The organism is Oscillospiraceae bacterium, from assembly GCA_035353335.1.
GTDB lineage: Bacteria > Bacillota > Clostridia > Oscillospirales > JAKOTC01 > DAOPZJ01.
This window is the reverse complement of record DAOPZJ010000026.1, coordinates 1-23,684: the sequence shown is the minus strand read 5'-3', so window position 1 is coordinate 23,684 and position 23,684 is coordinate 1. Positions and strand designations below refer to the sequence as shown.

Here is a 23,684-nt window from a genome sequence, read left to right as displayed (position 1 = left end):
AATGGAATTGAGTGAAATTCTTCGGATGGCGGTAGATAAAAAGGCGTCGGATGTCTTGTTGATCACCGGTCTTCCGGTCTCGTTAAAAATTGATGAGGTAATCGTGCGTCTGAACGACAAGCGGCTTACGCCCGAACAGACCGAAGCGCTCGTCCGTCAGATTTACGGACTTGCAAACCGCATGTTCAAGATACTTGCCGAGCAGGGAGACGACGACTTCTCCTTTTCGGTGGCGCAGCTGTCACGGTTTCGCGTCAACGCCTTCCGGCAGCGCGGCTCATATTCGGCGGTGGTCAGAGCGCTGAGCTTTGAACTGCCCGACCGATTGTCGCTGGGCATTCCCGATGCCGTCATCGGGCTTGCCGACCGGAAAAAGGGTCTTGTGCTCGTGACGGGCCCGGCGGGAAGCGGAAAGTCGACGACTCTGGCGTGCATGGTCGACCATATCAATAAGACCCGCAGCGCGCATATCATCACAATTGAAGACCCGATTGAATATCTGCACAGGCATAATAAAAGCATCGTGACCCAGCGTGAGCTGAGCGTGGATACACTCAGTTACGATACTGCGCTTCGGGCTGCGATGCGCCAGGCACCCAACGTAATTCTGCTCGGCGAAATGCGCGATTACGAGACCATCCGGGCGGCTCTTACCGCAGCCGAGACCGGGCATCTGGTGATTTCTACGCTGCATACGACCGGGGCTGCAAATACGATTGACCGCATCGTTGATGTATTTCAGTCGTCTCAGCAGGCACAGGTCCGTATTCAGCTTTCAATGATTTTGCAAGGTGTGGTTTCACAGCAGCTGATCCCGAAAGTGGGCAGCGGCGTAGCCCCCGCGTTTGAGATTATGGTTGTCAACAGCGCCATCCGCACGATGATTCGCGAGGGAAAGACACACCAGATCGACAGTGTGATTTATGCCGGCCGGAGCGAGGGTATGATCACCATGGACGCTTCAATCTGCGAATTGGTTGAAAAGGGAAAAATTTCTGTGCAAAACGCCGAGATATTTAGTATTAATCCTGAACAAGTCATGCGAAAATTACAAAAATAAGTCGAAGTTTTGACGCTGAAATTCGAAAATGTAACCGAGATGCAACCGATATTTAGTATAATGAAAACGAAAAGAGCGAGATATTGTTTCGCCCGTTTCAATTCATGCTGATGCTGGAGACAGACATGTATAATTATAATAACACGGGCATCACGGTGTGTATTGACAAATCAATAAACGGCATTTTAAGCGGGCGGCTGTTGTGCCCGATTCTTCCGAGTCCCTGGAATTTTACGGATGTCGGCAGCATGCTGCTCCAGATGGAAGAAATGCTGGACACCATCGGTTATCCCTGCGCGTTCCAGCGGCTGCGCAGTTTCCTTGAAGAAAATCAGAAGTTTACAAAACCCAACTATACCGAAAAGGTGATTCCGATTCTTCCCGAACAAAAAAAAGGCGAATTGATGACCTTGGTCGTTCGCATTAATTCCCGTCAAAATGCGTCCTGGCAGGGCGTCGCCGAAACCGAAGACGGTAAAGCGATCAGATTCGAAAGCTGCCTGATGTTTTTAAAGGCGCTGGTAGCGGAATTCGAGAGAAGTCCCGCGAATCGTTATATAATGAATGATTCCGTAAAAACACAGCCGATGATGGCGTAATTTTCACAAAGTTTTAAATAAGGCAGGGCATAAGCCCTGCCTTTCTTAATTATGTTTGCTGATAAAAAATACCGGTTTTCTTGCAACTTCATTTCTTATTCAATTGATGAATCATACATTTAAATCAAAGGAGCGATGCCGAATAATTTAAAAATACTTTACCGCTTTAGTTTACAAAAGCGATAAAGCGGTGTATAATGGGGTTATAAACCTTGAGAGGGGATCCCGATGACCGAAAAACTGCCGTTGTTTGACCGAATTCCGCTTCAGCTGCGCGCTTTGTATGAGCGCTGCGGCTATCAAAAATATCGAATGGACAAATTCGAGACCTACGACACCTACCGCGAAAACAAGAGTTTTCTGACGGGGGAACGGATTATCACGTTCACCGGAGCGGGCGGGCGATTGATGGCCTTAAAACCCGACGTGACTTTGAGCATCATCAAAAACGTCGCGCCCGAAGCCGTGCGCGTCAAGCTGTTTTACGACGAAAATGTGTTTCGGATGAAAAAGAGCGACGGCGAGGTGCGCGAGATCGGGCAGACGGGACTTGAATACATCGGGGCCGACGATGCTTTTTCCGAGGCCGAAGTGGTGATTTTGGCCGCGAGATCGCTGGCACTGCTCGACGAAAACTATCTTTTAAACATCGGGCATATGGGCTTTCTGGCCGGGATTTTCGGGGATTCAAATTTAAACGAAGAATTGTTAGCCGCTTTGGCCGGGAAAAACCGCGCGGCACTGGCTGTGATTTGCGGTGATGAAGAACTTGCGCAGACACTCTGCACCCTCTGCGAAAAACCGACCAAAGACCTTACATTTTTAAAGGGACTTGTTAAAAACGAGCGCACTCAAGCTGCGTTTGATGAATTGAAAGCGCTTGCGGCACTGCTCTGCGCGGCGGGGCTGGAAAAATGGATTCGCATCGACTTTTCGACGGTCAATTCGCCGGATTATTATAACGGCATTGTCATGCGGGGGTATATCTCGAAAGCGGCTTCGGCGGTGCTCGCGGGCGGACGTTACGATGGCTTGATGCGGCGGTTTGACAAGCCGCAGAACGCGATTGGATTCGCGATCTATTTGGGCGAACTGGAACGGGTGTTTTACGAGCCGCAGGAATTCGATACGGATATTTTACTGGTCTACGGCAACTGCGATCCCTGCGAAGTGTTGCAAAAGGCCGAGGAAATGCGGGCGCACGGATTTTCCGTACGTGCGGAAAAAGACCAAAGCGCCGGTGTGCGCGCCAAGAAAACCATCGTAATGGGAGATCTGTAAAATGCTGAATATTGCGCTTCCCAAAGGCCGCTTAGGCGACCAGGTTTATGATAAATTTCAAAAGCTCGGGCTCAGCTGCCCCGGGATGGACGGCTCCGACCGCCGGTTGGTGTTTGAAAACGCCGGGGCGGGGGTCCGCTATTTGCTCGTCAAACCGTCCGATGTGGCGGTTTATGTGGTGCACGGCGCGGCGGACATCGGCGTGGTCGGCAAGGATGTTTTACTCGAAACCGAGCCGGATGTCTATGAGCTGTGTGATCTCGGTATCGGAAAATGCCGCATTGTGATCGCGGCGAAAAACGGCTTTGTCGAGGATCCCTCGGTGCCGCTTCGAGTCGCGACCAAATATCCTCATGTGACCGCGCGGCATTATGCCGGACAAAATCGGCGCATTGAGTTGATCAAGTTAAACGGCAGCATCGAACTTGCCCCCGTGACCGGGCTCAGCGACGTGATTTCGGACATTGTTGAGACCGGCACGACCTTGAAAGAAAACAACCTCTCGGTGCTCGAGACCATCGTGCATTCGAGCGCACGGTTGATTGCGAACAAGAGCGCTTATCAGTTCAAGCGGGAAATGATCGACGGGATTCGGGACAGAATGGAGAAATTGAAATGAAAATAAATTGTAAAATCGTTGATATAAAAAACCTTGATAATAAAAATATCTTTTGCCGCAGTGTTTCCGAGACCCCGAAGCAGGTCTGCGAAGCGGTTGAAGGAATTATCAAAGCCGTGGTTGCGGAGGGTGACAGCGCCCTTTTGAGGTTTACAGAAAAGTTCGACGGCGTGAAACTTGCCGAAATCGAAGTGGATAAAGCAGAGCTTGATAAAGCCGAAAAAGGAATTGACGGCGCTTTGCTGGCGGCTTTGAAGACGGCGGCGAAGAATATCAAAGAGTTCCATGCCAAACAAAAACGCGAAGGGTTTGAATTCAAGCGACCCGACGGTGCGGTGCTGGGCCAGCGGTTTACACCGATTGAAAAAGCAGGCGTCTATATTCCGGGCGGCACGGCGCGCTATCCCTCGACCGTTTTGATGGATGTGATTCCGGCAAAAATCGCGGGCGTCAAAGAGATCATCATGACGACGCCTCCGGGCAAAGACGGCAAAATCCCTGCGGCGACATTGGCGGCGGCCAAAATCGCCGGGGTTGACCGGGTTTTTGCGCTCGGCGGCGCGCAGGCGATTGCGGCGATGGCGTACGGGACGCAGAGCGTGCCCAAAGTTGACAAGATCGTCGGGCCGGGCAACGCCTATGTCACCGAGGCCAAGCGGCGGGTGTTCGGGATGGTCGGGCTCGATATGCTGGCGGGGCCGAGCGAGATTTTGATTATCACCGACGGGAGCGCGAATCCCGACTTTATCGCGGCGGACATGCTCTCGCAGGCCGAACACGACAAAAACGCCTCTGCGGTGTTGATTTGCGAGACCGAAGCGTTTGGGCAGGAAGTAGTCAAGCGACTTGAAACGCGCCTTGAGACGCTGCCGAGAAGCGAAATCGCCTCGGTGTCGCTCGAAAACAACGGCATGATCATTATCGCGGGGCTCGACGAAGCGCTCAAAATTTCCGATTCGTTGGCTCCGGAACATCTGGAACTGTGCGTAAAAGACCCCGACGCGGCGCTAAGCAAAGTCAAAAACGCGGGCAGCATCTTTTTGGGTAACTATACCCCAGAGGCGCTCGGCGATTACCTGGCCGGAACTAATCACACGCTCCCTACGATGGGCACTGCGCGGTTTTCAAGCCCGCTGTCGGTCGACGATTTTGTGAAAAAGAGCAGCTATATTCGCTACGACGCGAATTCGCTCTCGGGTGTTTCCGAAAAGATTGTGAATTTTGCGCGTGCCGAGGGGCTTGACGCGCATGCCGAGAGCGTTCTTGCAAGGTTTGAGGAAAATTAATATGAGGTATATAGATTCAAAATTAAGAAACCTTGTGCCGTATGTGCCGGGCGAACAGCCGGCGGATATGGACCGATTGATGAAGTTGAACACCAACGAGAGCCCGTTTCCGCCGTCGCCCAAGGTGATCGCGGTGGTGAATGCGGCTGCGGTGTCGCGGCTTCGGCTTTACAGCGACCCGACTTGTCGGAAACTGGTCGAGGCGATTGCGAAATTTGAGCAAGTTGCGCCCGAAAACGTGTTTGTCGGGAACGGCAGCGACGAGGTTTTGTCGTTTATTTTTCACGGCTTTTGCGAAAAAGGCGCGGCGTTTGCCGACATCACTTACGGGCTTTATCCGGTGCTTTGCCAAATGTTCGGGGTTGCCGATAAAGTGATTCCCTTGAAAGCCGATTTTTCGCTTGATCCGGCGGATTACGCGGATTTAATCGAAACGGTGGTGATCGCGAATCCGAACGCGCCGACCGCTATGGCGTTATCGCTTGACGGCATCCGGCAATTAATGAAGGCGGGTCGCTTGACCGTGGTCGACGAGGCGTACGTCGATTTCGGGACGGAGAGCGCGGTAGCTTTACTCGGCGAATATGAAAATTTATTGGTTGTGAAGACCTTTTCAAAATCGCGGTCGCTGGCGGGCGGGCGCATCGGTTACGCGGTCGGCAGCAAAGAATTGATCGCCGATCTGAACACGCTCAAATACAGTTTTAACCCCTATAACATCAATTCGCTGTCGATGATCGCTGGCATCGAGGCCGTCAATGACGTCAATTATTTTGAGGAGTGCCGCGCGAAGATCATTCAAAACCGCGAAACGCTGACCGACGGACTGCGGACACTGGGCTTCACGGTATTGGACAGCAAGGCGAATTTCGTGTTTGCCAAACCGGCGGTTATGAGCGGAAAAGAGTGCTTTGACGCTTTGCGCAAAAACGGGATTTTGGTGCGGCGATTCGACAAGCCGCGCATCGTGGATTATTTGCGAATTACCGTCGGCGACGAAATGCAAACGGCGAAGTTTTCAGAGACGATGCGAAAGATCATAAATTAATCAGAAAGGGTGATAGCCATGAGAAGCGCGCAGATTTCACGCAAGACCAACGAGACCGACATTGCGCTGACCCTCTGTTTGGAGGGTACGGGCAAAGCGGTCATCGATACCGGCATCGGGTTTTTAAACCACATGCTGACGCTGTTTGCATGCCACTCGGGGTTTGATTTACAGCTTTCTTGCAAGGGCGATATCGAGGTCGATTTTCACCACTCGGCGGAGGATATCGGCATCTGCTTGGGCAAGGCGCTGGACACCGCGCTCGGCGACCGGGCGGGCATCACGCGTTACGGCAGTGTGTTTCTTCCGATGGATGAAGCGCTGGTGCTTGCGGCGGTCGACATCTGCGGGCGGGCAACGCTCGGGTATGCGCTTGAGATTCCTTCTCAAAAGATCGGCGACTTTGACACAGAGTTGATTAAAGAATTTTTCACGGCGCTGACCCGGGAACTCAAAGCAGCGGTGCATTTGCGCCAATTTTGTGGCGAAAACAGCCACCACATCGCCGAAGCCGCGTTCAAAGCGTTTGCGCGGGCGATGGCGATTGCGGTCAAAATCGATCCGGCCAAAAAAGATCAAATTCCTTCTTCCAAAGGCACGATTATATAAATCTCTGTTAAAGGACGGTTTATCACATGACGGCGATTGTCGATTACGGCGTCGGAAATCTGTTCGGGCTCGCGGCGGGCTTTGAAGCGGTCGGCGAGCCCTGCAAGGTCACCGGAGACGCCGATGAAATCAGAGCGGCAAAGCGGATTATTTTGCCCGGGGTCGGGGCGTTCGGAGACGCGGCGCAAAAACTTTTAAAGAGCGGACTCGGCGCGGTGATCAAAGAGCAGGCGCTGGCGGGAAAACCGCTGCTCGGTATTTGTCTCGGGATGCAGTTGTTATTTGCCCGCAGTTATGAATACGGGGTGCATGAGGGGTTGGGGCTGCTCGGGGGCAGTGTCAAACCGTTTGCGGGCGTACCCGGGTTTTCGCTCAAAATCCCGCAGATCGGGTGGAATTCGCTTGATTTTCGAAGATCGGATGACCCGCTGATGAGCTATACCAAAGACGGCGATTTTGTCTATTTCGTGCATTCTTATTACGCCGACGAGTGCGAAAAAGATATCACAGCGACCGCCAAATACGGCGTGGCGGTGCCTGCGGTCGTCTCGCGCGGCAACATTTTCGGCTGCCAGTTCCACCCCGAAAAAAGCGGCGAAGTCGGTTTGAGAATTCTAAAGGCGTTTTGCGAGGTACAAATTTGAGCATGAAGATATTTCCGGCAATTGACCTCTCCGGGCAAAAGGTGGTTCGGCTCGTGCGCGGGGATTATGCAAAGATGACCGTCTACGGCGAGGATCCCGTGAAAACCGCGTTGGAATTCGAGGCGGCGGGGGCAAGTTATTTGCATGTCGTCGATCTGGATGGAGCAAAAAGCGGCTCGCGTGAAAATTTCGCGGTGATTGAACAAATATTAAAAAGCACAAAACTGTCGGTTGAGATCGGCGGGGGCATTCGGGATATGGAAGCCGTCAGTGCCTACTTGAACGCCGGAGCCATGCGGGTGATCATCGGTACGGCGGCGGTCAGGAACCCCGCGTTTTTAGCGGAGGCACTTTCGAAGTATGGGACGAAAATTGCGGTCGGCGTAGATTTTAAAAACGGGCAGACGGCTACCGACGGCTGGACGAAAGCCGACGGGGACGCATTTGAATTTTGCCGAAAACTCGCCGATATGGGCGTAGGAGCGTTGATTTGCACCGACATTGCCAAGGACGGGATGCTGGAGGGGCCGAATCAGGAGATGTACCGACAGTTGGTGCAGTTGAAAACGGAGATCATCGCCTCGGGCGGCGTGAGCGGCCTTGAGGATTTGAAAATTTTAAAACAGACCGGCGTCGGCGGTGCAATCGTCGGCAAGGCGCTTTATACCGGGGCGGTGGACTTGAGAGAAGCCCTGTTGTTAGGAGGAGAGTAATGTTGACGAGGAGGATTATACCCTGTCTCGACGTCCGGGACGGCAGAGTGGTCAAGGGAACGAATTTTTCGGGTTTGCGCGACGTGGATGACCCCGTGGCGCTCGCCAAACGCTATAACGACAGCGGCGCGGATGAACTGGTGTTTTACGACATCGCCGCCAGCGTGTCGGGGCGACCGCTGTTCGCAGACGCGCTGACCAAGGCGGCACGGCAGATTTTTATTCCGCTGACGGTCGGCGGCGCAATCCGGGGGGTAGACGACTTTGACCGGGTATTAAAATGCGGCGCGGATAAAGTCAGCGTCAATACCGGCGCGATCAAAGACCCGCCGTTAATTGAGCAGGCGGCCAAAAAGTACGGCAACCAGTGCGTAGTGCTCTCGATGGATGTGGCGCGCGCGGGCGGGAAATTTCATGTGTTTACCGCCGCCGGAAAAACCGACACCGGTATCGATGCGCTCGAATGGGCGGTGAAAGGCGAGGCGAGCGGTGCGGGCGAGTTGGTCATCAACAGCATCGATACCGACGGCGTGAAAAAGGGCTTTGACATCGAACTGCTGAACGAGGTCTGCAAACGGGTCAAAATCCCGGTGATTGCCTCGGGCGGCGCGGGTAAAAAAGAGGACTTTTTAACGCTGTTTCGTGAGACCGACGTCGACGCGGGGCTTGCCGCAAGCATCTTCCACTACGGCGAGCTCGAAATTTCGGATTTGAAAAAGTATTTATCGCAAAACGGCATTCCGGTACGGATATAAGGGAGTGAAGACATGAATATCGATCAATTGAAATTTGATTCAAACGGGCTGATCCCCGCGGTGGTGCAGGATTTCTACAGCCGCAAAGTACTGACGGTCGCCTATATGAACCGGGAAGCTCTTGAGATCACGCTGGCAGAAAAGAAGACCTGCTTTTTTTCGCGCAACCGCCAAAAACTCTGGCGAAAGGGTGAGACCAGCGGCAATTTTCAGCATGTTGTCCGTATCACGGCCGACTGCGACGGCGATGCGCTGAACGTCGAGGTCATCAAGGATGGCCCCGCCTGCCACACGGGCAAGGAAAGTTGTTTTTACGAGACGGTTTATGAGGATGCGGGCGCGGAGAAAAATGCGTTTTCGCTCGATGCGCTGTACGGGCTGCTCTGCGACCGCAAAGAAAAATTGCCCGAGGGCAGCTATACGACTTATCTGTTTCAAAAGGGCAAAGAGAAGATTTTAAAAAAGGTCGGCGAAGAGAGCACCGAGGTCGTTGTAGCCGCGATGAAGAGCGATAAAAAAGAAGCGGTCTGCGAAATCGCGGATTTATGTTACCATACGCTGGTGCTGATGGCCGAGATGGGCATCACGCCGTCGGACGTTTCCGCCGAGTTGGCTTCGCGCAGTGTTGTAGATCATAAAATCAAACAAGGGGGGTAAGGGCTTGCTAAAGCAAATCCCTCAAGGCCTTATCGATGAAAGGCCTCGGAAAAACCGCTTCGGTATAAATGTTGATTGAACGAACGCCATTGTCCGGAAGCGATTTTCTGTCCCTTCAATAAACTTATAATGAGGTGTTATTATGAATAAAAATCTCAAAGCACCCGATACCGATTTTTTATTTGAAGCTGTTTTAACATTAAAAACCGTCGACGAGTGCTATAACTTTTTCGAGGATTTGTGCACCGCCGCCGAGATCAAGGAGTTTTCGCGCCGTTTTGCGGTGGCGAAAAAGCTGTCCGATAAAAAATCATATACCGAGATCATTTCCGAGACCGGGCTTTCGACAGCGACCATCAGCCGGGTCAATACCTGTCTCAAATACGGTGCGGGCGGGTATGTGCTGGCGTTGGAGCGGACAAAGAAAGATTGATTTTCGGAGGCTGTTATCAGTTCGAGATCTTTCGGCTGCGCTCATGATGACAGCTTAGGGGATTGTAAAAAAGGGAAATAAATGGTATAATTTTGTCAATATGGAATGAGTTTGTCGATTTAATAATAACGAAGCGCTGATTATTGAAACAAACTTATTATCGGAGGGCAAAATGATTACATATACGCATAGACCTTGGCATATGGTCGCCGTCTATTCCGCAGCCCACTTTTTAGTGGATTTCGCCTGCGCCTTTTTTATGTTTCGCAGTATTGAGGGGACGCCGGACGGTTTGCTCTGCGTGCTGCTATATAATTTTTGCGCCTTCGCCATGCAGATGCCGTTGGGAATCATCGCGGATAAAGTGAACCGGAATTATTTATTCGCGATCATCGGCTGCATCCTTGTCGCGTTCGCATTTTTACCGGTACAGTTTCCGATTTTAGCAACGGTTATCCTCGGAATGGGCAACGCACTGTTTCATATCGGCGGCGGTATCGATGTTTTGAATATCAGTGAAAAGAAAATGGGGGCGCTTGGCGTATTTGTTTCGCCGGGCGCTTTCGGTATTTATTTCGGAAAAATATTGGGCACCGGAAGCGGCTTTTCCGCAATTTTTTATCCGGTTGCGATGGCGGTGACAGCGGCATTGATTTTTGCGGTATATCGGGCCCAAAGAGGAACCTATCCGAAGAACGCCGCTTTTTCGTTGGGAGGCACAAGTTCCGCACATATTCTTACTGCGGGGATTTGCTTATTTTCGGTCGTCTGTCTGCGCTCCTTTGCGGGATTGGCAATGGATTTTTCGTGGAAAACAATCGGCAGTTGGGGATTGGTATTGATTTTTGCCGTGGTATTCGGCAAGACCGCCGGCGGGTTCGCGGCTGACCGCTTTGGATTAAAACAAGTTGTAATCACCTCGCTGGGATTGGCTGCTTTGCTTTTTCTGTTTCCGAATATTCCGGTTGCGGGTGTTTCGGCGGTGTTGTTATTTAATATGACCATGCCGATCACGCTTTGGGCAATGGCGAAGATCATGCCCGGCGCAAAAGGATTCGCTTTCGGCCTGCTGACGTTTGCGCTGTTTCTCGGATTTCTGCCGGTTTATCTCGGGGTTATAGTGCCGCAAAGCACAGCATGGTTGTTTGCGCTGCTTGCAGCGCTTTCCCTTGTTCTTCTCTGGGCAGGACTGAAGAGGGCAAAGCTGTGAGTCAGGCGCTGTTGGCTTCGTTGGGGATTTCTCTTGCGTTGACCCTTGTTTTTGAAACGGGCTTTTTCCTGCTGACAGGTAAACGGGATAAAAAAGATTTGCTGCTCGAAGTGTTGGTCAACATCCTCACCAACCCCTTGGTTGTGCTGCTCTATTGGCTGACGGTATTGCGCTGGGAGGTAAATTCTGTTATAATCGTTCCATTGGAAGTATTTGCCGTATTGACCGAAGGGTTCTATTATCGAAAATACGGGCTAAATTTTAAACATCCGTATCTTTTCTCCCTTGCCGCCAACGCTTTTTCGTTCGGGGCGGGACTGTTGATTGAATGGTTGATTTAGGAGGATTTCATGAAAACGTTAAAACGATCTTTCATTTTCGCTTCAATCTGTTTTCTGTTGCTCCCTTCTCTTGCTTTGAGCGCGGATGTGATCATTGAACCGGAAAACGAGTTTTATGAACAACATAAAAGTGAAATTGTCTATTTGGACCGCAGCTTTATCGCAAACGGGAAAGACGGGTTTGCGTCTGTGAAAAAAGCGCCGGGTTCAAAGGAGGAAACAGGCAGACTTCAAAACGGGGAAAAAACATATATTCAGTATTCATGCCTTTATAACGGCGATTACTGGGGTTACTCCTTGGTGCTTCGGGGTTGGATTCAAACCGATCAGCTTTTGGTGCTTTATGATTATGTTGCCTTCGAAGAAGAACACTTTGACGAATTATATCTCTATAAAGGCGATTACGAAAAAATAAAAGAGAATCGATCTGCCATTGCGTGGCCGTGGCCGGGTGCTGACGCTCCGCTGTGGACGATTGAAGATATCGATACGGAGCATTTCAGCGTTACTTATGACTATACGGATGAACAGGGACGCGAATGGGGATTTATAACGAATTTCACCGGCAGCAGGAACGTTTGGGTTTGCCTGAGCGAGCCGCTGAACCGCGATATTCCCGTGTTTAATCCGGCACCTGAGCCGACGAAGTGGGTAACGGAAACCAAGCATACCGATATCAACGCCTCCGGGGATCCGATGCTTTGGTTGATTATCACATTGGTGGCGGCAGTGGTCGTCGGGACAGCGGTATTGATTCGGGTGTTTTGGAAACCGAATAAACCTGTGCAGGGAGGGGAAGTTGATGGTTAAACGGTTTATCTGCATTCTTGTGGTTATTATTTTCTTTGCATTCCCGCTTACTCTGCATGCCGATATGGTGCTTGGAAATGATTTCTTTTATGAAAACGAAGATAAGACCGAAGACCGTGGCGGGAATTTTATCATCAACAGCCCATCCGGTTATGTGATTCCCAGTGATGAACCCGGTTCGGGAAAAGCGATATCATCGAACAAGGCATATAAATGGAATATTTACGGACAGGTCTTTGAGACATGGGAATATGGCATCTTCGTATTTGAAAACGGAAAATATTGTGCGATAGATGCAATCTACCTTTATAATGGGGAATACTGGGGTCTTATGTATCCCTATCATGGATATCAGCCCCCCGGCTGGGTTTTGATGGACGATCTTTCGATGATCTACCAAAATGAGGATTTTGAAAAAGAAAATAAAGATAGTATTTACGAATATAGCAGCAGTTTCGATGCATCTTCAATTGAAAAACTTGTTTTATGGAAATGGCCCGGTTCTGACAGGGAAGAATGTATAATAGATGATGAATATACTGTTAAAAGTTTTGCAGAAGATGTTGACTTTGCTTATAAAGACAGCGAAGGGCGCGAATGGGGCAAAATTCGGGCATATTGGGTTTGTTTGAGTGATCCGGAAAATAAAACTAATATACCATCGTTTAATCCTGCCCGGAATCCGATAAAATGGTCATATGACGGGATTCGCGATTGGACTCAGGAAGCTATTGTATGGCCGTCAGCCGAACCCACGGCTGAGGCAATTGCTGTTGCAAGAAACGGAAAGCAACCGCTGATTCTTCGAAAATCTCCTCAGCAGCGAGCCAGATAAAATCATCGGTAACCTCAATGGCAGCATCGTCAAGAGATGGTCAAGTGAAGCAGGGCAATTCAACACTTTTTGTCATTGTTATAATTTCTGTTTCTGTTATTGCAGTTATAACGATAGGAGTGTTATACAGGGTAAAAATTAAAAAGCCAGGAAAGATCACTAAAATATCATCTGCTATATAACAAAAGAAGTGAACCGGGAGGAAATGTTGATGATGAAACGGTTTTTCTGCGTTCTTCTGGCGGTTATTTGTGTTTCCGCGTTACCATTGACTTTCCATGCCGATATTGTAATGGGGAATGATTATTTTAATTTCAATAAGGAAGATAATCTTGATAAAATCGTTAAATGGTATGACGGAATTGGAAAGAGTTTTATCATCAACAGCCCGCGGGGCTATGTCGTTCCAAAGGAAAATGCCGGTTCAAAAAAGGGGATACTTTGTGGACCATATGATGTATTCGTTATTCAAAACGGAAAACAAATAATAATAAAAGCTGTTGTTCTTTATGAAGGCAAATACTGGGGTATTTATCCACCCACTCATTGGCATTATCCCCGCTTTTGGTTTTTAATGGATGACCTTTTAATAGTGTATGACTGCGAAGATTTCGAAGAAGAAAATAAAGACAGTATTTACGCTTATATCGGTAATGCCGAATCGGTTTTGTCGGCAAAAAAGCTGGTTGTTTGGCAATGGCCCGGTTGCGACAGTGAGAAAAAGATCATTGAAGATAAAGAAGAGATTATCAAATGCGATGATATTCTTTTCGGCTACAAAGACAGCGAAGGGCGTGAATGGGGTAAATCAAACGATGCACAGGGCTGGATCTGCCTGAGCGATCCGGAAAACAGCGACATACCGATGTTTTATCTCGCGCCGGAGCCGGTAAAATGGACTCCTGACGGCAGTTCCGACTGGACGAAAGCGCCCCGAATATGGCCGCCGGCTGAGCCATTATCAGGATTGGAAACGATTATTGTCGCATCAGCGGTTTTAGTGATTATCATTGCAGCAGGCGTGACAACCGGACTGGGGTTGCGGGCGAAAAGAAAGAAAACAATAAAAAACAATAAATGAGGGGAATGAAACGATGATGAAACGTTTTATACGCGTTCTTATGGTTATAATCTTTTTTGCATTTCCGATTACGCTGCATGCCGATGTAGTGGGGGGAAATGACTTCTTTTATGAAAACGAGGACAAGACCGAGATAATCGGCGAAGAATATCATGGAAAAAGTTTTATCATCAACAGCCCATTAGGATATGTTATTCCGAAGGAAGAGCCCGGTTCCGGCAAAGGGATACCGACAGATAAGGGATACAGTAATCATTTCGGAGAAAAAGCACCGGATACCGATGTATTTATATTTAAAAACGGTGAAGTTAAAACGATAAAAGCAGTATACCTTTACAATGGAGAATACTGGGGCGTGATGTCGCCCAGCCATATATATCAACCCCCCGGATGGGTTTTGATGGACGATTTATTAATGAGATATGAATTGAAAGATTTCGAAATTGAAAATCAAATATATACATATACTGGGAATTATGACTTTTTATCGGTTGATAAACTGGTTTTTTGGCAATGGCCCGGCTCTGACAGGGAGAAAGTCGTCATTACAGATGAAGATATTCTTAAAATGTGCAGTATTGAAAACGCCTATATGGACAGCGAAGGCCGTGAATGGGGTAAAATTGCGCATGGTTGGGGCTGGGTATGTCTGAGCGATCCGGAAAACAAGACTGACATACCGAGTTTTAATCCCGCTTTGAAACCGGTAAAATGGTCTCATGACGGGAATCGGGATTCGAAAGAAGCCAAGGTATGGCCTCCCGCCGAGCCCTCGTTTATTCAGGCAAACCCGTTTAAAACGATATATTTATTCATTGCAATATTTTCTATTTTAATTTTTGCAATTGTAATGATTGGATCGATATGTCGGATAAAACATAAAAAGAGTTAAGGAGAACAACAGCAAACACAAGCGGTTTGGAATGACAGATCGTGTTCATTTTTGCGGGGTTTTTGCATAAAATAAAGTCGTGACGGACAATGGGGTTCGCGCTGTGAATTTATTTACGGCAGAGCCCTTTGTTTTTTTGAAAGGGAGCGAATATTTTTATGTGCGGCATCACGGGGTTTTGTAATTATCATAACAATTTTTTCTTTGACAGAGAACAACATATTACAATTTTGAAAAAGATGCGGGAGTCGATTGCGCACCGGGGGTATGACCGGACAGGCGAATATCTGCGCGAAAACATCGGGCTTGCGCACACGCGGCTTTCGATTCGGGACCTCTCGCGCGGGGCGCAGCCGATGATTCGCAGCAAAGACGGATTTGAATATTCCATCGTCTATAACGGCGAAATTTATAACGCAGGCGAGTTGACCGAAGAGCTGAAAACGGCGGGGTATGAGTTCGAGACCACTTGCGACACCGAGGTGATTTTGAACGCTTATATCGAGTACGGCATGGAGTGTGTCGGCAAACTCAACGGGATTTTTGCTTTTGCGGTTTGGGATGAAGAAGAAAAACGGCTGGCGCTCTTTCGCGACCATGCGGGGGTCAAGCCTTTATTTTATACGGTCAAAGACGGGCTGCTCGTCTTCGGGTCGGAATTGAAGGCGCTGTTTGCGCATCCGGATATCAAGCCGGAACTGAACCTCGACGGTCTTCGGGAGGTCTTCGGCATTGGGCCCGCCAGAACGCCCGGCTGCGGGGTGTTCAAGGGGATTTTTGAGCTTGAGCCGGGTTGCCGCGCGGTGTTTAACGAGAGCGGTTTTCACAGCGAAAAGTACTGGGATTTGACCTGCAGGGAGCATTCGGACAGCTACGAAAAAACCGTCGAGACCGTCTCGTTTTTGGTACGCGACGCAATCACCCGGCAGATGGTCTCCGATGTCCCGATTTGCAGTTTTTTATCGGGCGGGGTCGATTCGAGCATTGTGACCGCAATCGCCGTGGAGGCGTTAAAGCAGGCGGGTGCAAAATTAAACACCTATTCGTTCGATTTCTCGGGAAATGACAAATATTTTGCCGCGAACGCCTTCCAGCCCGAGCGCGACAGGCCTTATGTCGATATCATGCTGTCAAAAATCGAGACCAATCACCGATATTTGGAGTGCAATGAGGAGGCGCTTGCCGATCTGCTCCGTGAGTCGATGATCTCGAAAGACCTGCCGGGGATGGCGGACATTGACGCTTCGCTGATGTATTTTTGCCGGTTGGTCAAGCAGCATAACAAGGTCGCTTTGACCGGAGAGTGCGCGGACGAAATTTTCGGGGGGTATCCGTGGTTTTATCGGGAGGATTTGATGGCGAACGACGGGTTTCCGTGGTCAAAGAATATCGCGGCTCGGCAGTGCCTGTTGCAGGAAGGTATCATTCAAAAGCTTGACCTCACCGATTACGCTAACGATACCTATCGCGCGTCGGTGGCCAAAGTGCCGGTTTTACCGGGGGAACTGCCCGAGGAACGGCGGCGCAGGGAGATCACCTATTTGAACATCAAATGGTTTATGCAGACGCTGCTCGACCGGATGGACCGAGCCAGTATGCACTCGGGGCTGGAGGCGCGCGTGCCGTTCGCAGACCACCGGATTATGGACTATTTATTCAATGTGCCGTGGGCGATGAAGCGGCGCAACGGCATTGAAAAATCGCTGCTGCGCGACGCGTTCAAAGACGCGCTGCCGCCGCAATTACTGTTGCGTAAAAAAAGCCCGTACCCCAAGACCTACAATCCGAATTATGAGCGGTTATTGAAAGAAAAACTACTGGTGGTGCTGTCCGATGTGAATTCGCCGATTCATGCGTTTATTGACAAAAAGAAGGTTGAGAGCTTTTTAAAAAAGCCCGCCGAGACCGGCAAGCCGTGGTTCGGGCAATTGATGGCATCGCCGCAGCTGATTGCGTATGTATTGCAGTTTAATGAGTGGTTACGGGTTTATCAGCCGAGGATTTTAATATGAATTGTAGGGAATGGTCTTGACCGTTCCGAGCGGGCAAAAGCCCGCCAAGATGAGATAAGAAAATAATGTTTACAACGCTGTATAACACCGCTGAAGCGGTGTTTCGGAACGGTCAAGACCGTTCCCTACATTATTTTTGCAATAATTTCTCCGACATTGGCGTGAATCACCAAATCGGCGGCATTGTCGAGCGGGGTCTCGTCGCGGTTGATCAGGACGAGGTTTGCGCCGCGAAAATAACGCAACAGACCTGCCGCCGGATAGACGGTCAAGCTGGTGCCCGCGACGATCAGCGTGTCGGCCTTGGAAATTGCGTCGACCGCGCCTTCGACGGTGGCGTCGTCCAGGCCCTCTTCGTATAGAACCACATCGGGTTTGACGGTTCCGCCGCAGGCGCATTTCGGGATGCCTAGTTCGTCGCGGACAAAGGACATGTCGTAAAACTTGCCGCAGTCCATGCAGTAATTACGGTGAATCGAGCCGTGCAGCTCAAAAACGGTCTTGCTCCCGGCGGCCTGGTGCAGGCCGTCGATGTTCTGGGTGACAACGGCTTTCAGCTTTCCGGCGCGCTCGAGTTCGGCGAGTTTGAGGTGCGCGGCGTTGGGTTTCGGCGAATAAGAGAGCATCTTTTTCCGGTAGAAACGATAAAATTCTTCGGTATGCGTGATGAAAAACGAGTGTGATAAAATCGTCTCGGGCGGGTAGTCGTATTTTTGATGATACAAGCCGTCTTTGCTGCGGAAATCGGGGATGCCGCTCTCGGTCGAAACCCCGGCACCCCCGAAAAAGACGATATGATTGCTTTGATCGATGATTTGTTGAAGCGTCATACTTTGATAAGCTTATATTCGGTGCTGCCGAGACCGATCTTTTCGGCGTGCTCGGGGCCGACGCGCCAATCGGTGTGCGGGTACATGGTCTTGAACAGGTCGCCTTTGAGCTTTTTTCCGTCGAGCAGACTGCCCGAGAGCACCGGCGCGTTGGCGACGGCTTCGGCGCAGGCCACATCGAGCGCAGTCGGGTCGAATGAGGCGAACATGCCGATGTCGGCTACCACCGGTGAGTCGTTTCCGGCGTGGCAGTCGCAGGCGGGGGTGACGTCCATGACGAAATTGATATGAAATGACGGCTTGTTCTTGATAACGGCAAGCGCGTATTCTGAGATTTTTTTACATAACAGATTGCTGGTGCTGAAATCGGCGGTGCGGATGGCGTCGAACGGGCAGATGCCGATGCAGCGGCCGCAGCCGACGCATTTTTCGTGGTCGATGTGCGCTTTCTTTTCCACCATGGCAATCGCGTCCTGACCGCAGTTTTTGATGCACATGCCGCAGGCACGGCATCTTGCGCTGCTTTGGGGTTTGCCGTCGCAGTGCATTTCGGTCTTCCCGGCGCGTGAGCCGCAGCCCATTCCGAGGTTTTTTAAAGCGCCGCCGATGCCGGTCTCCTCGTGCATCTTGAAATGGTTCATCGAGATGATGATGTCCGCGTCGGCGACGGCGCGGCCGATCTTCGCTTCTTTGACCAGCTCGCCGTTGATCGGGATCAGCACGTCGTCGGTGCCCTTGAGGCCGTCCCCGATAATGATCTGACAGCCGGTGGTGAGCGGAGAGTAGCCGTTTTCATAAGCCGCGTCAAGATGGCTGACCGCGTCTTTGCGCCTGCCCACATACATGGTGTTGCAGTCGGTCAGAAAGGGCTTTCCGCCTTTGCTTTTGACCGCGTCGGCGACGACCTTGGCGTAATTCGGGCGCAAAAAGGCCAGATTGCCGGGTTCGCCGAAGTGAATTTTTATTGCGGCATATTGCCGCTCGAAATTGATGTTATAAAACCCCGCGGCTTTGATGAGTTCGGCCAGTTTGGTCAGGCGGCTGCCGGTGTGGGTTGTAAAATCGGTAAAATAGACGGTTGAAGCCATTGCGTACCTCCGAAATAAAGTTAAATATATTATAAACCCAAACCGGCTTCAAAGCAACCGACCCATCGCGTTATCTTGACAGGAAGGCGGGATTTGGGTATTATATAGAAGGAGAAGGTGTGAAGTTTGAAAAATATATTTTCAAACTTAAACCCTGCGAGAGGATGGCAAGAATGGTGCGGCCGGGACTTACAAGCATTCAGATACAGGAGATTCGGGATTGGGTCAAAGACAAGGGTCTGCCGTCCTATCGCGCCGATCAGATCATCAAATGGGTCTACGGCAACGCTGAAACATTCGATGATATGACCAATATCCCGAAGGCGATACGTGATTCGCTGGAAGCGGATTTTATGTTGCGCGAAGTCACGACCGACCGGGTTTTGTTATCGGATGACGGCACAAAAAAGTTTGTTTTTACAGTAAGCGGCGGAGAAAAAGTCGAGGGAGTGCTGATGAAGTATAAATACGGCAGCACGGTCTGCATCTCGACACAGGCGGGCTGTCGGATGGGGTGCAAATTCTGTGCCTCGCCTCCGGCGGGATATTGCCGCAGTTTGACTGCGGGGGAGATGCTCGGACAGGTCACCGAAGCCGGAAAAGAGTGCGGCGGCAGGGTGGACAATGTCGTTTTGATGGGCATCGGAGAACCGCTCGATAACTTCGAAAACGTCGTGACCTTTTTACAAAACTTGTCCGCACCCGACGGCTATCAGATGAGTTTGCGCCATGTGTCGCTCTCGACCTGCGGGCTTGCCGATAAGATTCGGGAACTCGCCGAATACAAGTTCGGGCTGACCCTCTCGGTTTCGCTGCACGCGCCGAACGACGAGTTACGTGGCAAGATTATGCCGATCAACAAAAAGTACGGCATCGTGCAATTGCTCTCGGCTGTCGAGTATTATACCCAAATGACCGGGCGGCGTGTGGTTTTTGAATACGCATTGATCCGGGGCGTCAATGATTCGGTTGAGAATGCCCGGGAACTTGCAGTATTATTGCGTAAAAAGCTGTGCCATATCAATTTGATCGCCTGCAATCCGGTCAAGGGCACCGGATTTTTCCCGCCTCCGGCACAGACGGTGCAGAATTTTTATAAAACACTGGAACAGAGCGGCGCGAGCGTCACGATTCGGCGCACGATGGGCGCCGACCTGGATGCCTCCTGCGGGCAGCTGCGCAGGAACGGGCAGCGCGAGAGCTGAAAGGAAGAGCCGAATGCAGATCATCGGAAAGACCGACGTCGGCCGCGAGCGTACTCGAAATGAGGACTGCTTTGATTTTTCCGTGCTCAGCGAGGAGCTCGGGTGGGCGGTGGTCTGCGACGGCATGGGCGGCGCGGCGGGCGGCGAATGCGCAAGCCGTTTGGCATCCGGGGCGGCGATGAACGAGCTGACGCGGCATTATAAGAAAAATGCCGGTGACACCGATCTTCGCAAGGCCATGAACATGGCGTTGAAAAAGGCCAATACAGCGGTCTGGAAGGCGGCGCACCGCGATCTCGTTTATGGCGGAATGGGCACTACGATGGTGATGGCCGTGATGAACAAACGGGTTCTGCATATCTCAACAGTCGGAGACAGCCGCATCTATTCTTTTTGCAGCGGCGTTTTGAACCAACTGACCCGGGATCACTCTTTGGTACAGGATATGGTGGAACTCGGGTATATTACCAAAGATCAGGCCAAAATTCACCCGGAGCGCAACGTCATCACCCGTGCGATCGGCATCAGCGAGCAAGTGGAAGAAGATTATCGATTTGTTACACTGAAACCCGGGGACACGATTTTATTATGTACAGACGGACTCAGCGGTTTTGTCACAGATGAAGAGATCGCATTGATCATGCTGAAGTACCGTTTTGAAAATATCTGCGAGCGGCTGATTGAGTGCGCGAATGCACACGGCGGCGGCGATAATATCACGGCGGTCATCATGAGATCGGAGGCATAGTTTTGGGACAGTTTGAGAGATATCTCGGCAAAAAACTCGACGGCAGATATGAACTGCGCGAGATCATCGGCATCGGCGGAATGGCGGTTGTCTATTCGGCGTTTGATCTTGAACAGAACCGCAAGGTTGCGGTGAAACTGCTCAAGGAGGAGTATCTTGCCAACGATGAATTCCGCCGTCGGTTCAAGACCGAGTCCAAGGCGATTTCGGTGCTTTCACACCCGAATATCGTCAAGGTCTACGACGTTTGTCTCGGCGACCGGCTGCAGTATATTGTGATGGAACTGGTTGACGGTATTACGCTGAAGGAATTTATTGAGCTGCAGAAGATCCTATCGTGGAAAGACAGTATTCTATTTGTGTCTCAAATTTTGTCTGCGCTTGTACACGCCCACGAAAACGGCATTGTGCATCGCGATATCAAACCCCAGAACATATTGCTGACTTCAAGCGGCACGATCAAAGTGACCGATTTCGGAATCGCGCAGTTTATGCGGCAGAATACCGCCGACAACGGACGCACAATCGGCTCGGTGCACTATATGAGCCCGGAGCAAGCCAGAGGCGACAAAGTCGATGCCCGCGCGGATCTGTATGCGGTCGGTATATTGCTTTATGAGATGCTGACGGGCCGTCTTCCGTTCGATTCCGAAAACCCGGCCCAGGTAGCCATGATGCAGATGAACGCGGCGGCGGTGGCACCGCGCAAACTGAATGCGGACATCCCCGTCGGACTTGAAGAGATCATTGCGCGGGCGATGCGCAAAAATTCGGAGGAACGGTACCAATCGGCAGCAGAGATGCTGGCGGCAACAGAGGAAATTAAACGCAATCCGGGAATCATTTTTGCATATAAATATACCTCGGCGGTTCAAAAACCCGTTGTAACGCCGTCGCAGGAAGCGCTGAAAACGGCGGCTTCCGAAAAACCGAAAAAGGCGCCTTTGATCAAGAGCCGGTGGCTTTCGATTCTTTTGGGAATCACCGTCGCGGTGATGATCGGGACCGGATTATTTGTGTTCAGCGCGGTTCTTCTCAAGACAACCTTGTTGACGCCGGCGGGCGCCGAAGTCGCTTTGCCCAATTTTGTCGGGCAGAATTATTATGAAGTCATCGCCAACGAAAACAATGCTGAATTTAATATCGTCTATGACGATTCCTCCCAATATAACGATGAATACCCGCAGGACGTCATCTACGAACAGACCCCGACACCTCCCAAAAAGGTCATCGAGGGCAGCACGATCACGGTCAAGGTCAGCAAAGGCCCGAATTTAATTTCGATTCCTGAATGCGCGGGACGTGAGAAGACACAGGTGACCGGTACACTTGAAGGGCTTGGGTTGTTCCCGAGAGTCGTGGAACAGTTCTCTATTGACACAGCACCGGGATATGTGCTCTCAACCGATCCGCCGGTGGGTACACAAATCGCCAAAGGAGCAACTGTCACAGTTTATGTAGCAATCAATTCCCAAAGCAAAGCGGTGGAAATCCCGAAGTCAATCATGGGGCTCTCACTTAATGAGGTGAGAAAGATATTGATTGACAAAGGTCTTGTGCCGGGGATTGTCACTTATGAAGTAAGCGCAATGCCGAAAGATCAGGTGATGATTACAACGCCGGAGTTGGGCAGTTATGTTCCGATCGGGACAACTGTCGATCTCATTGTCTCGGACGGTTCTTTATATTTTGATGATACAAAGACCATGGATATTTCGTTAAATAATCTGCCGCAGCGCAGTTTCGCCTATTTGATTGAGGTTTATCAAAAGACCGATCAGCCGCCGATTGCCTCAATCGTTGTTTCACCCGGAAGCACGAATGTCATTTTTGCGGTCAAGATCGCCGAAGGTACCCAGTTATTTAAAGTCAACGCGAACGGGCAGTTACTGCGGGAAATTTTAGTTGATTTTGACGCCCTTGATTCCCGGCCGTATGGCGTTGATTATGCGGTAGACCTTTCGCCCGGGTATCTCTCTTCCAACTCGAGGACCGGCCAATGACCGAAGGACTCGTTCTCAAGTGCGTGGGTGGCCTTTACAGCGTGCTTTGCGGCGAAAATACCGTGAATTGCAAAGCGCGCGGATTGTTTCGCAAGGACAATTTTGCGCCTACCGCGGGAGACCGGGTATTGATTGACAGCGAAGGTGCCGCGCCGGTGCTCGCGGAAGTGCTTCCGAGAAGAAATTTAATGCTGCGTCCGTTTGTGGCAAACGTCGACCGGATGCTTGCGGTGGCCTCGGTTAAAGAACCGAACTTCAACGTCGGGCTGCTGGATAAAATGCTCGCCGTTGCGGCCGCAAACGGAATTGCCTGCGCGGTAGTGATCACAAAAGACGACCTGGCGTCCGCCGAGCAATATGTCAGACTCTATTCAAACGCGGGTTATCCCAGCGTCTCTTTGTGCGGAAAAGACAGCGGCGAAGCCAGGGAACTGGAAAAATTGCTGGTTTTAGGCATCAATCTGCTCTCCGGCAATTCCGGCGTCGGGAAAACCACGCTGCTCAACTCATTCGCCGGGATGGCACGCAAAACCGACGAGATCAGCAAAGCGCTCGGGCGCGGAAAACACACGACCCGGGAAGCGGAGCTATTCGAAATTTCAAAAGGGGTTTTTATCTGCGACACGCCCGGATTCTCTTCGGTTAATCTTGAGACCCTGACGCCGGATATCAGCCTCGGGCAGCTTGCGGACTGTTTTTTGGAGTTTGCAAAGAAAAAAGACGACTGTAGGTTTGCCGACTGCCGCCATATCAACGAGCCGGGCTGCGCGGTACGTGCCGCCGTCAAGAACGGTGAAATCGCTTTGAGCCGTTATGAGAGTTATAAGCTTTTATATGAAGAGGTCTCTTCGATTAAAAAGTATTAAAAAAAGGGTCTTGACTAGAACAGAGGGTTGTCTCTGAACAATTTTAAAAGGATGTGATA

The 23,684-nt window shown here is 50.7% G+C and carries 25 protein-coding genes; 23 read left to right on the top strand and 2 right to left on the bottom strand.

Annotation, left to right across the window (positions count from 1 at the left end; genetic code table 11):
* The first annotated feature begins 1 nt into the window (after position 1).
* From PKH29_07000 to asnB, 19 genes are all read left to right on the top strand, one after another.
* Positions 2-1,060 (top strand): type IV pilus twitching motility protein PilT, encoded by a 1,059-nt coding sequence (locus PKH29_07000; GenBank protein ID HNX14584.1) that lies wholly within the window; start codon positions 2-4, stop codon positions 1,058-1,060.
* Between the two features lie 125 nt (positions 1,061-1,185).
* Positions 1,186-1,659 carry a hypothetical protein gene (locus PKH29_06995; protein ID HNX14583.1) on the top strand — a complete coding sequence of 158 codons (474 nt, stop codon included), beginning with the start codon at positions 1,186-1,188 and terminating at the stop codon, positions 1,657-1,659.
* A 228-nt stretch (positions 1,660-1,887) separates the two neighbouring features.
* Positions 1,888-2,940, top strand: a complete 1,053-nt coding sequence (locus PKH29_06990; protein HNX14582.1) for an ATP phosphoribosyltransferase regulatory subunit — start codon at positions 1,888-1,890, stop codon at positions 2,938-2,940.
* A gap of 1 nt (position 2,941) precedes the next feature.
* Entirely contained in the window at positions 2,942-3,559 is a 618-nt protein-coding gene (gene hisG, locus PKH29_06985; protein ID HNX14581.1) for an ATP phosphoribosyltransferase, read from the top strand.
* Positions 3,556-4,845, top strand: coding sequence for a histidinol dehydrogenase (gene hisD, locus PKH29_06980; protein ID HNX14580.1), 1,290 nt, complete (start codon positions 3,556-3,558; stop codon positions 4,843-4,845). Before hisG ends, hisD begins: the two co-directional genes overlap by 4 nt.
* A gap of 1 nt (position 4,846) precedes the next feature.
* Positions 4,847-5,893, top strand: coding sequence for a histidinol-phosphate transaminase (hisC, locus tag PKH29_06975; protein ID HNX14579.1), 1,047 nt, complete (start codon positions 4,847-4,849; stop codon positions 5,891-5,893).
* Between the two features lie 18 nt (positions 5,894-5,911).
* Positions 5,912-6,502 carry an imidazoleglycerol-phosphate dehydratase HisB gene (gene hisB, locus PKH29_06970; protein HNX14578.1) on the top strand — a complete coding sequence of 197 codons (591 nt, stop codon included), beginning with the start codon at positions 5,912-5,914 and terminating at the stop codon, positions 6,500-6,502.
* A 26-nt stretch (positions 6,503-6,528) separates the two neighbouring features.
* Positions 6,529-7,146: an imidazole glycerol phosphate synthase subunit HisH gene (hisH, locus tag PKH29_06965; GenBank protein HNX14577.1), complete on the top strand. Its 618-nt coding sequence runs from the start codon at positions 6,529-6,531 to the stop codon at positions 7,144-7,146.
* Between the two features lie 2 nt (positions 7,147-7,148).
* A complete protein-coding gene (gene hisA, locus PKH29_06960; protein ID HNX14576.1) occupies positions 7,149-7,859 on the top strand; it encodes a 1-(5-phosphoribosyl)-5-[(5-phosphoribosylamino)methylideneamino]imidazole-4-carboxamide isomerase in 711 nt (236 codons plus the stop codon).
* On the top strand, positions 7,859-8,614 hold the full coding sequence (hisF, locus tag PKH29_06955; GenBank protein ID HNX14575.1) for an imidazole glycerol phosphate synthase subunit HisF: 756 nt from the start codon (positions 7,859-7,861) through the stop codon (positions 8,612-8,614). Before hisA ends, hisF begins: the two co-directional genes overlap by 1 nt.
* A 12-nt stretch (positions 8,615-8,626) precedes the next feature.
* Positions 8,627-9,271: a bifunctional phosphoribosyl-AMP cyclohydrolase/phosphoribosyl-ATP diphosphatase HisIE gene (gene hisIE / locus PKH29_06950; protein HNX14574.1), complete on the top strand. Its 645-nt coding sequence runs from the start codon at positions 8,627-8,629 to the stop codon at positions 9,269-9,271.
* A gap of 142 nt (positions 9,272-9,413) precedes the next feature.
* On the top strand, positions 9,414-9,704 hold the full coding sequence (locus PKH29_06945) for a YerC/YecD family TrpR-related protein (protein HNX14573.1): 291 nt from the start codon (positions 9,414-9,416) through the stop codon (positions 9,702-9,704).
* Positions 9,705-9,876: 172 nt separating this feature from the next.
* Positions 9,877-10,914 (top strand): hypothetical protein, encoded by a 1,038-nt coding sequence (locus PKH29_06940; GenBank protein HNX14572.1) that lies wholly within the window; start codon positions 9,877-9,879, stop codon positions 10,912-10,914.
* Positions 10,911-11,255, top strand: coding sequence for a hypothetical protein (locus PKH29_06935; GenBank protein ID HNX14571.1), 345 nt, complete (start codon positions 10,911-10,913; stop codon positions 11,253-11,255). Before PKH29_06940 ends, PKH29_06935 begins: the two co-directional genes overlap by 4 nt.
* 9 nt (positions 11,256-11,264) lie before the next feature.
* A complete protein-coding gene (locus PKH29_06930; protein ID HNX14570.1) occupies positions 11,265-12,065 on the top strand; it encodes a hypothetical protein in 801 nt (266 codons plus the stop codon).
* Positions 12,058-12,900 (top strand): hypothetical protein, encoded by an 843-nt coding sequence (locus PKH29_06925; GenBank protein ID HNX14569.1) that lies wholly within the window; start codon positions 12,058-12,060, stop codon positions 12,898-12,900. The genes PKH29_06930 and PKH29_06925 overlap by 8 nt, the downstream gene beginning before the upstream one ends.
* 211 nt (positions 12,901-13,111) lie before the next feature.
* Positions 13,112-13,981 carry a hypothetical protein gene (locus PKH29_06920; protein HNX14568.1) on the top strand — a complete coding sequence of 290 codons (870 nt, stop codon included), beginning with the start codon at positions 13,112-13,114 and terminating at the stop codon, positions 13,979-13,981.
* Positions 13,982-13,994: 13 nt separating this feature from the next.
* Complete coding sequence (locus PKH29_06915) at positions 13,995-14,873, top strand: hypothetical protein (protein HNX14567.1); 879 nt, start codon at positions 13,995-13,997, stop codon at positions 14,871-14,873.
* A gap of 158 nt (positions 14,874-15,031) precedes the next feature.
* Positions 15,032-16,885, top strand: a complete 1,854-nt coding sequence (gene asnB / locus PKH29_06910) for an asparagine synthase (glutamine-hydrolyzing) (GenBank protein ID HNX14566.1) — start codon at positions 15,032-15,034, stop codon at positions 16,883-16,885.
* A 125-nt stretch (positions 16,886-17,010) separates the two neighbouring features.
* Here asnB and PKH29_06905 read toward each other — a convergent pair whose 3' ends face one another.
* Both PKH29_06905 and PKH29_06900 read right to left on the bottom strand, forming a co-directional pair.
* Positions 17,011-17,715, bottom strand: coding sequence for an NAD-dependent protein deacylase (locus tag PKH29_06905; protein HNX14565.1), 705 nt, complete (start codon positions 17,713-17,715; stop codon positions 17,011-17,013).
* Positions 17,712-18,803 carry a DUF362 domain-containing protein gene (locus tag PKH29_06900; GenBank protein HNX14564.1) on the bottom strand — a complete coding sequence of 364 codons (1,092 nt, stop codon included), beginning with the start codon at positions 18,801-18,803 and terminating at the stop codon, positions 17,712-17,714. Before PKH29_06900 ends, PKH29_06905 begins: the two co-directional genes overlap by 4 nt.
* A gap of 119 nt (positions 18,804-18,922) precedes the next feature.
* Here PKH29_06900 and rlmN point away from each other — a divergent pair, with 119 nt between their 5' ends.
* From rlmN to rsgA, 4 genes are read left to right on the top strand one after another with little or no spacing between them, the layout of a single operon-like run.
* A complete protein-coding gene (gene rlmN, locus PKH29_06895) occupies positions 18,923-20,008 on the top strand; it encodes a 23S rRNA (adenine(2503)-C(2))-methyltransferase RlmN (GenBank protein HNX14563.1) in 1,086 nt (361 codons plus the stop codon).
* A 13-nt stretch (positions 20,009-20,021) separates the two neighbouring features.
* Positions 20,022-20,756 carry a Stp1/IreP family PP2C-type Ser/Thr phosphatase gene (locus PKH29_06890; GenBank protein ID HNX14562.1) on the top strand — a complete coding sequence of 245 codons (735 nt, stop codon included), beginning with the start codon at positions 20,022-20,024 and terminating at the stop codon, positions 20,754-20,756.
* Positions 20,757-20,758: 2 nt separating this feature from the next.
* Positions 20,759-22,759, top strand: coding sequence for a Stk1 family PASTA domain-containing Ser/Thr kinase (pknB, locus tag PKH29_06885; GenBank protein HNX14561.1), 2,001 nt, complete (start codon positions 20,759-20,761; stop codon positions 22,757-22,759).
* Entirely contained in the window at positions 22,756-23,625 is an 870-nt protein-coding gene (rsgA, locus tag PKH29_06880) for a ribosome small subunit-dependent GTPase A (GenBank protein ID HNX14560.1), read from the top strand. The genes pknB and rsgA overlap by 4 nt, the downstream gene beginning before the upstream one ends.
* The last annotated feature ends 59 nt before the right edge of the window (positions 23,626-23,684 follow it).

Excerpts from the sequence above, each read along its gene's own strand:
- PKH29_07000 (HNX14584.1), top strand. The coding sequence starts at position 2 with ATGGAATTGAGTGAAATTCTTCGGATGGCGGTAGATAAAAAGGCGTCG.
- PKH29_06995 (HNX14583.1), top strand. The coding sequence starts at position 1,186 with ATGTATAATTATAATAACACGGGCATCACGGTGTGTATTGACAAATCA.
- PKH29_06990 (HNX14582.1), top strand. The coding sequence starts at position 1,888 with ATGACCGAAAAACTGCCGTTGTTTGACCGAATTCCGCTTCAGCTGCGC.
- hisG (HNX14581.1), top strand. The coding sequence starts at position 2,942 with ATGCTGAATATTGCGCTTCCCAAAGGCCGCTTAGGCGACCAGGTTTAT.
- hisD (HNX14580.1), top strand. The coding sequence starts at position 3,556 with ATGAAAATAAATTGTAAAATCGTTGATATAAAAAACCTTGATAATAAA.
- hisC (HNX14579.1), top strand. The coding sequence starts at position 4,847 with ATGAGGTATATAGATTCAAAATTAAGAAACCTTGTGCCGTATGTGCCG.
- hisB (HNX14578.1), top strand. The coding sequence starts at position 5,912 with ATGAGAAGCGCGCAGATTTCACGCAAGACCAACGAGACCGACATTGCG.
- hisH (HNX14577.1), top strand. The coding sequence starts at position 6,529 with ATGACGGCGATTGTCGATTACGGCGTCGGAAATCTGTTCGGGCTCGCG.
- hisA (HNX14576.1), top strand. The coding sequence starts at position 7,149 with ATGAAGATATTTCCGGCAATTGACCTCTCCGGGCAAAAGGTGGTTCGG.
- hisF (HNX14575.1), top strand. The coding sequence starts at position 7,859 with ATGTTGACGAGGAGGATTATACCCTGTCTCGACGTCCGGGACGGCAGA.
- hisIE (HNX14574.1), top strand. The coding sequence starts at position 8,627 with ATGAATATCGATCAATTGAAATTTGATTCAAACGGGCTGATCCCCGCG.
- PKH29_06945 (HNX14573.1), top strand. The coding sequence starts at position 9,414 with ATGAATAAAAATCTCAAAGCACCCGATACCGATTTTTTATTTGAAGCT.
- PKH29_06940 (HNX14572.1), top strand. The coding sequence starts at position 9,877 with ATGATTACATATACGCATAGACCTTGGCATATGGTCGCCGTCTATTCC.
- PKH29_06930 (HNX14570.1), top strand. The coding sequence starts at position 11,265 with ATGAAAACGTTAAAACGATCTTTCATTTTCGCTTCAATCTGTTTTCTG.
- PKH29_06925 (HNX14569.1), top strand. The coding sequence starts at position 12,058 with ATGGTTAAACGGTTTATCTGCATTCTTGTGGTTATTATTTTCTTTGCA.
- PKH29_06920 (HNX14568.1), top strand. The coding sequence starts at position 13,112 with ATGATGAAACGGTTTTTCTGCGTTCTTCTGGCGGTTATTTGTGTTTCC.
- PKH29_06915 (HNX14567.1), top strand. The coding sequence starts at position 13,995 with ATGATGAAACGTTTTATACGCGTTCTTATGGTTATAATCTTTTTTGCA.
- asnB (HNX14566.1), top strand. The coding sequence starts at position 15,032 with ATGTGCGGCATCACGGGGTTTTGTAATTATCATAACAATTTTTTCTTT.
- PKH29_06905 (HNX14565.1), bottom strand. The coding sequence starts at position 17,715 with ATGACGCTTCAACAAATCATCGATCAAAGCAATCATATCGTCTTTTTC.
- PKH29_06900 (HNX14564.1), bottom strand. The coding sequence starts at position 18,803 with ATGGCTTCAACCGTCTATTTTACCGATTTTACAACCCACACCGGCAGC.
- PKH29_06890 (HNX14562.1), top strand. The coding sequence starts at position 20,022 with ATGCAGATCATCGGAAAGACCGACGTCGGCCGCGAGCGTACTCGAAAT.
- rsgA (HNX14560.1), top strand. The coding sequence starts at position 22,756 with ATGACCGAAGGACTCGTTCTCAAGTGCGTGGGTGGCCTTTACAGCGTG.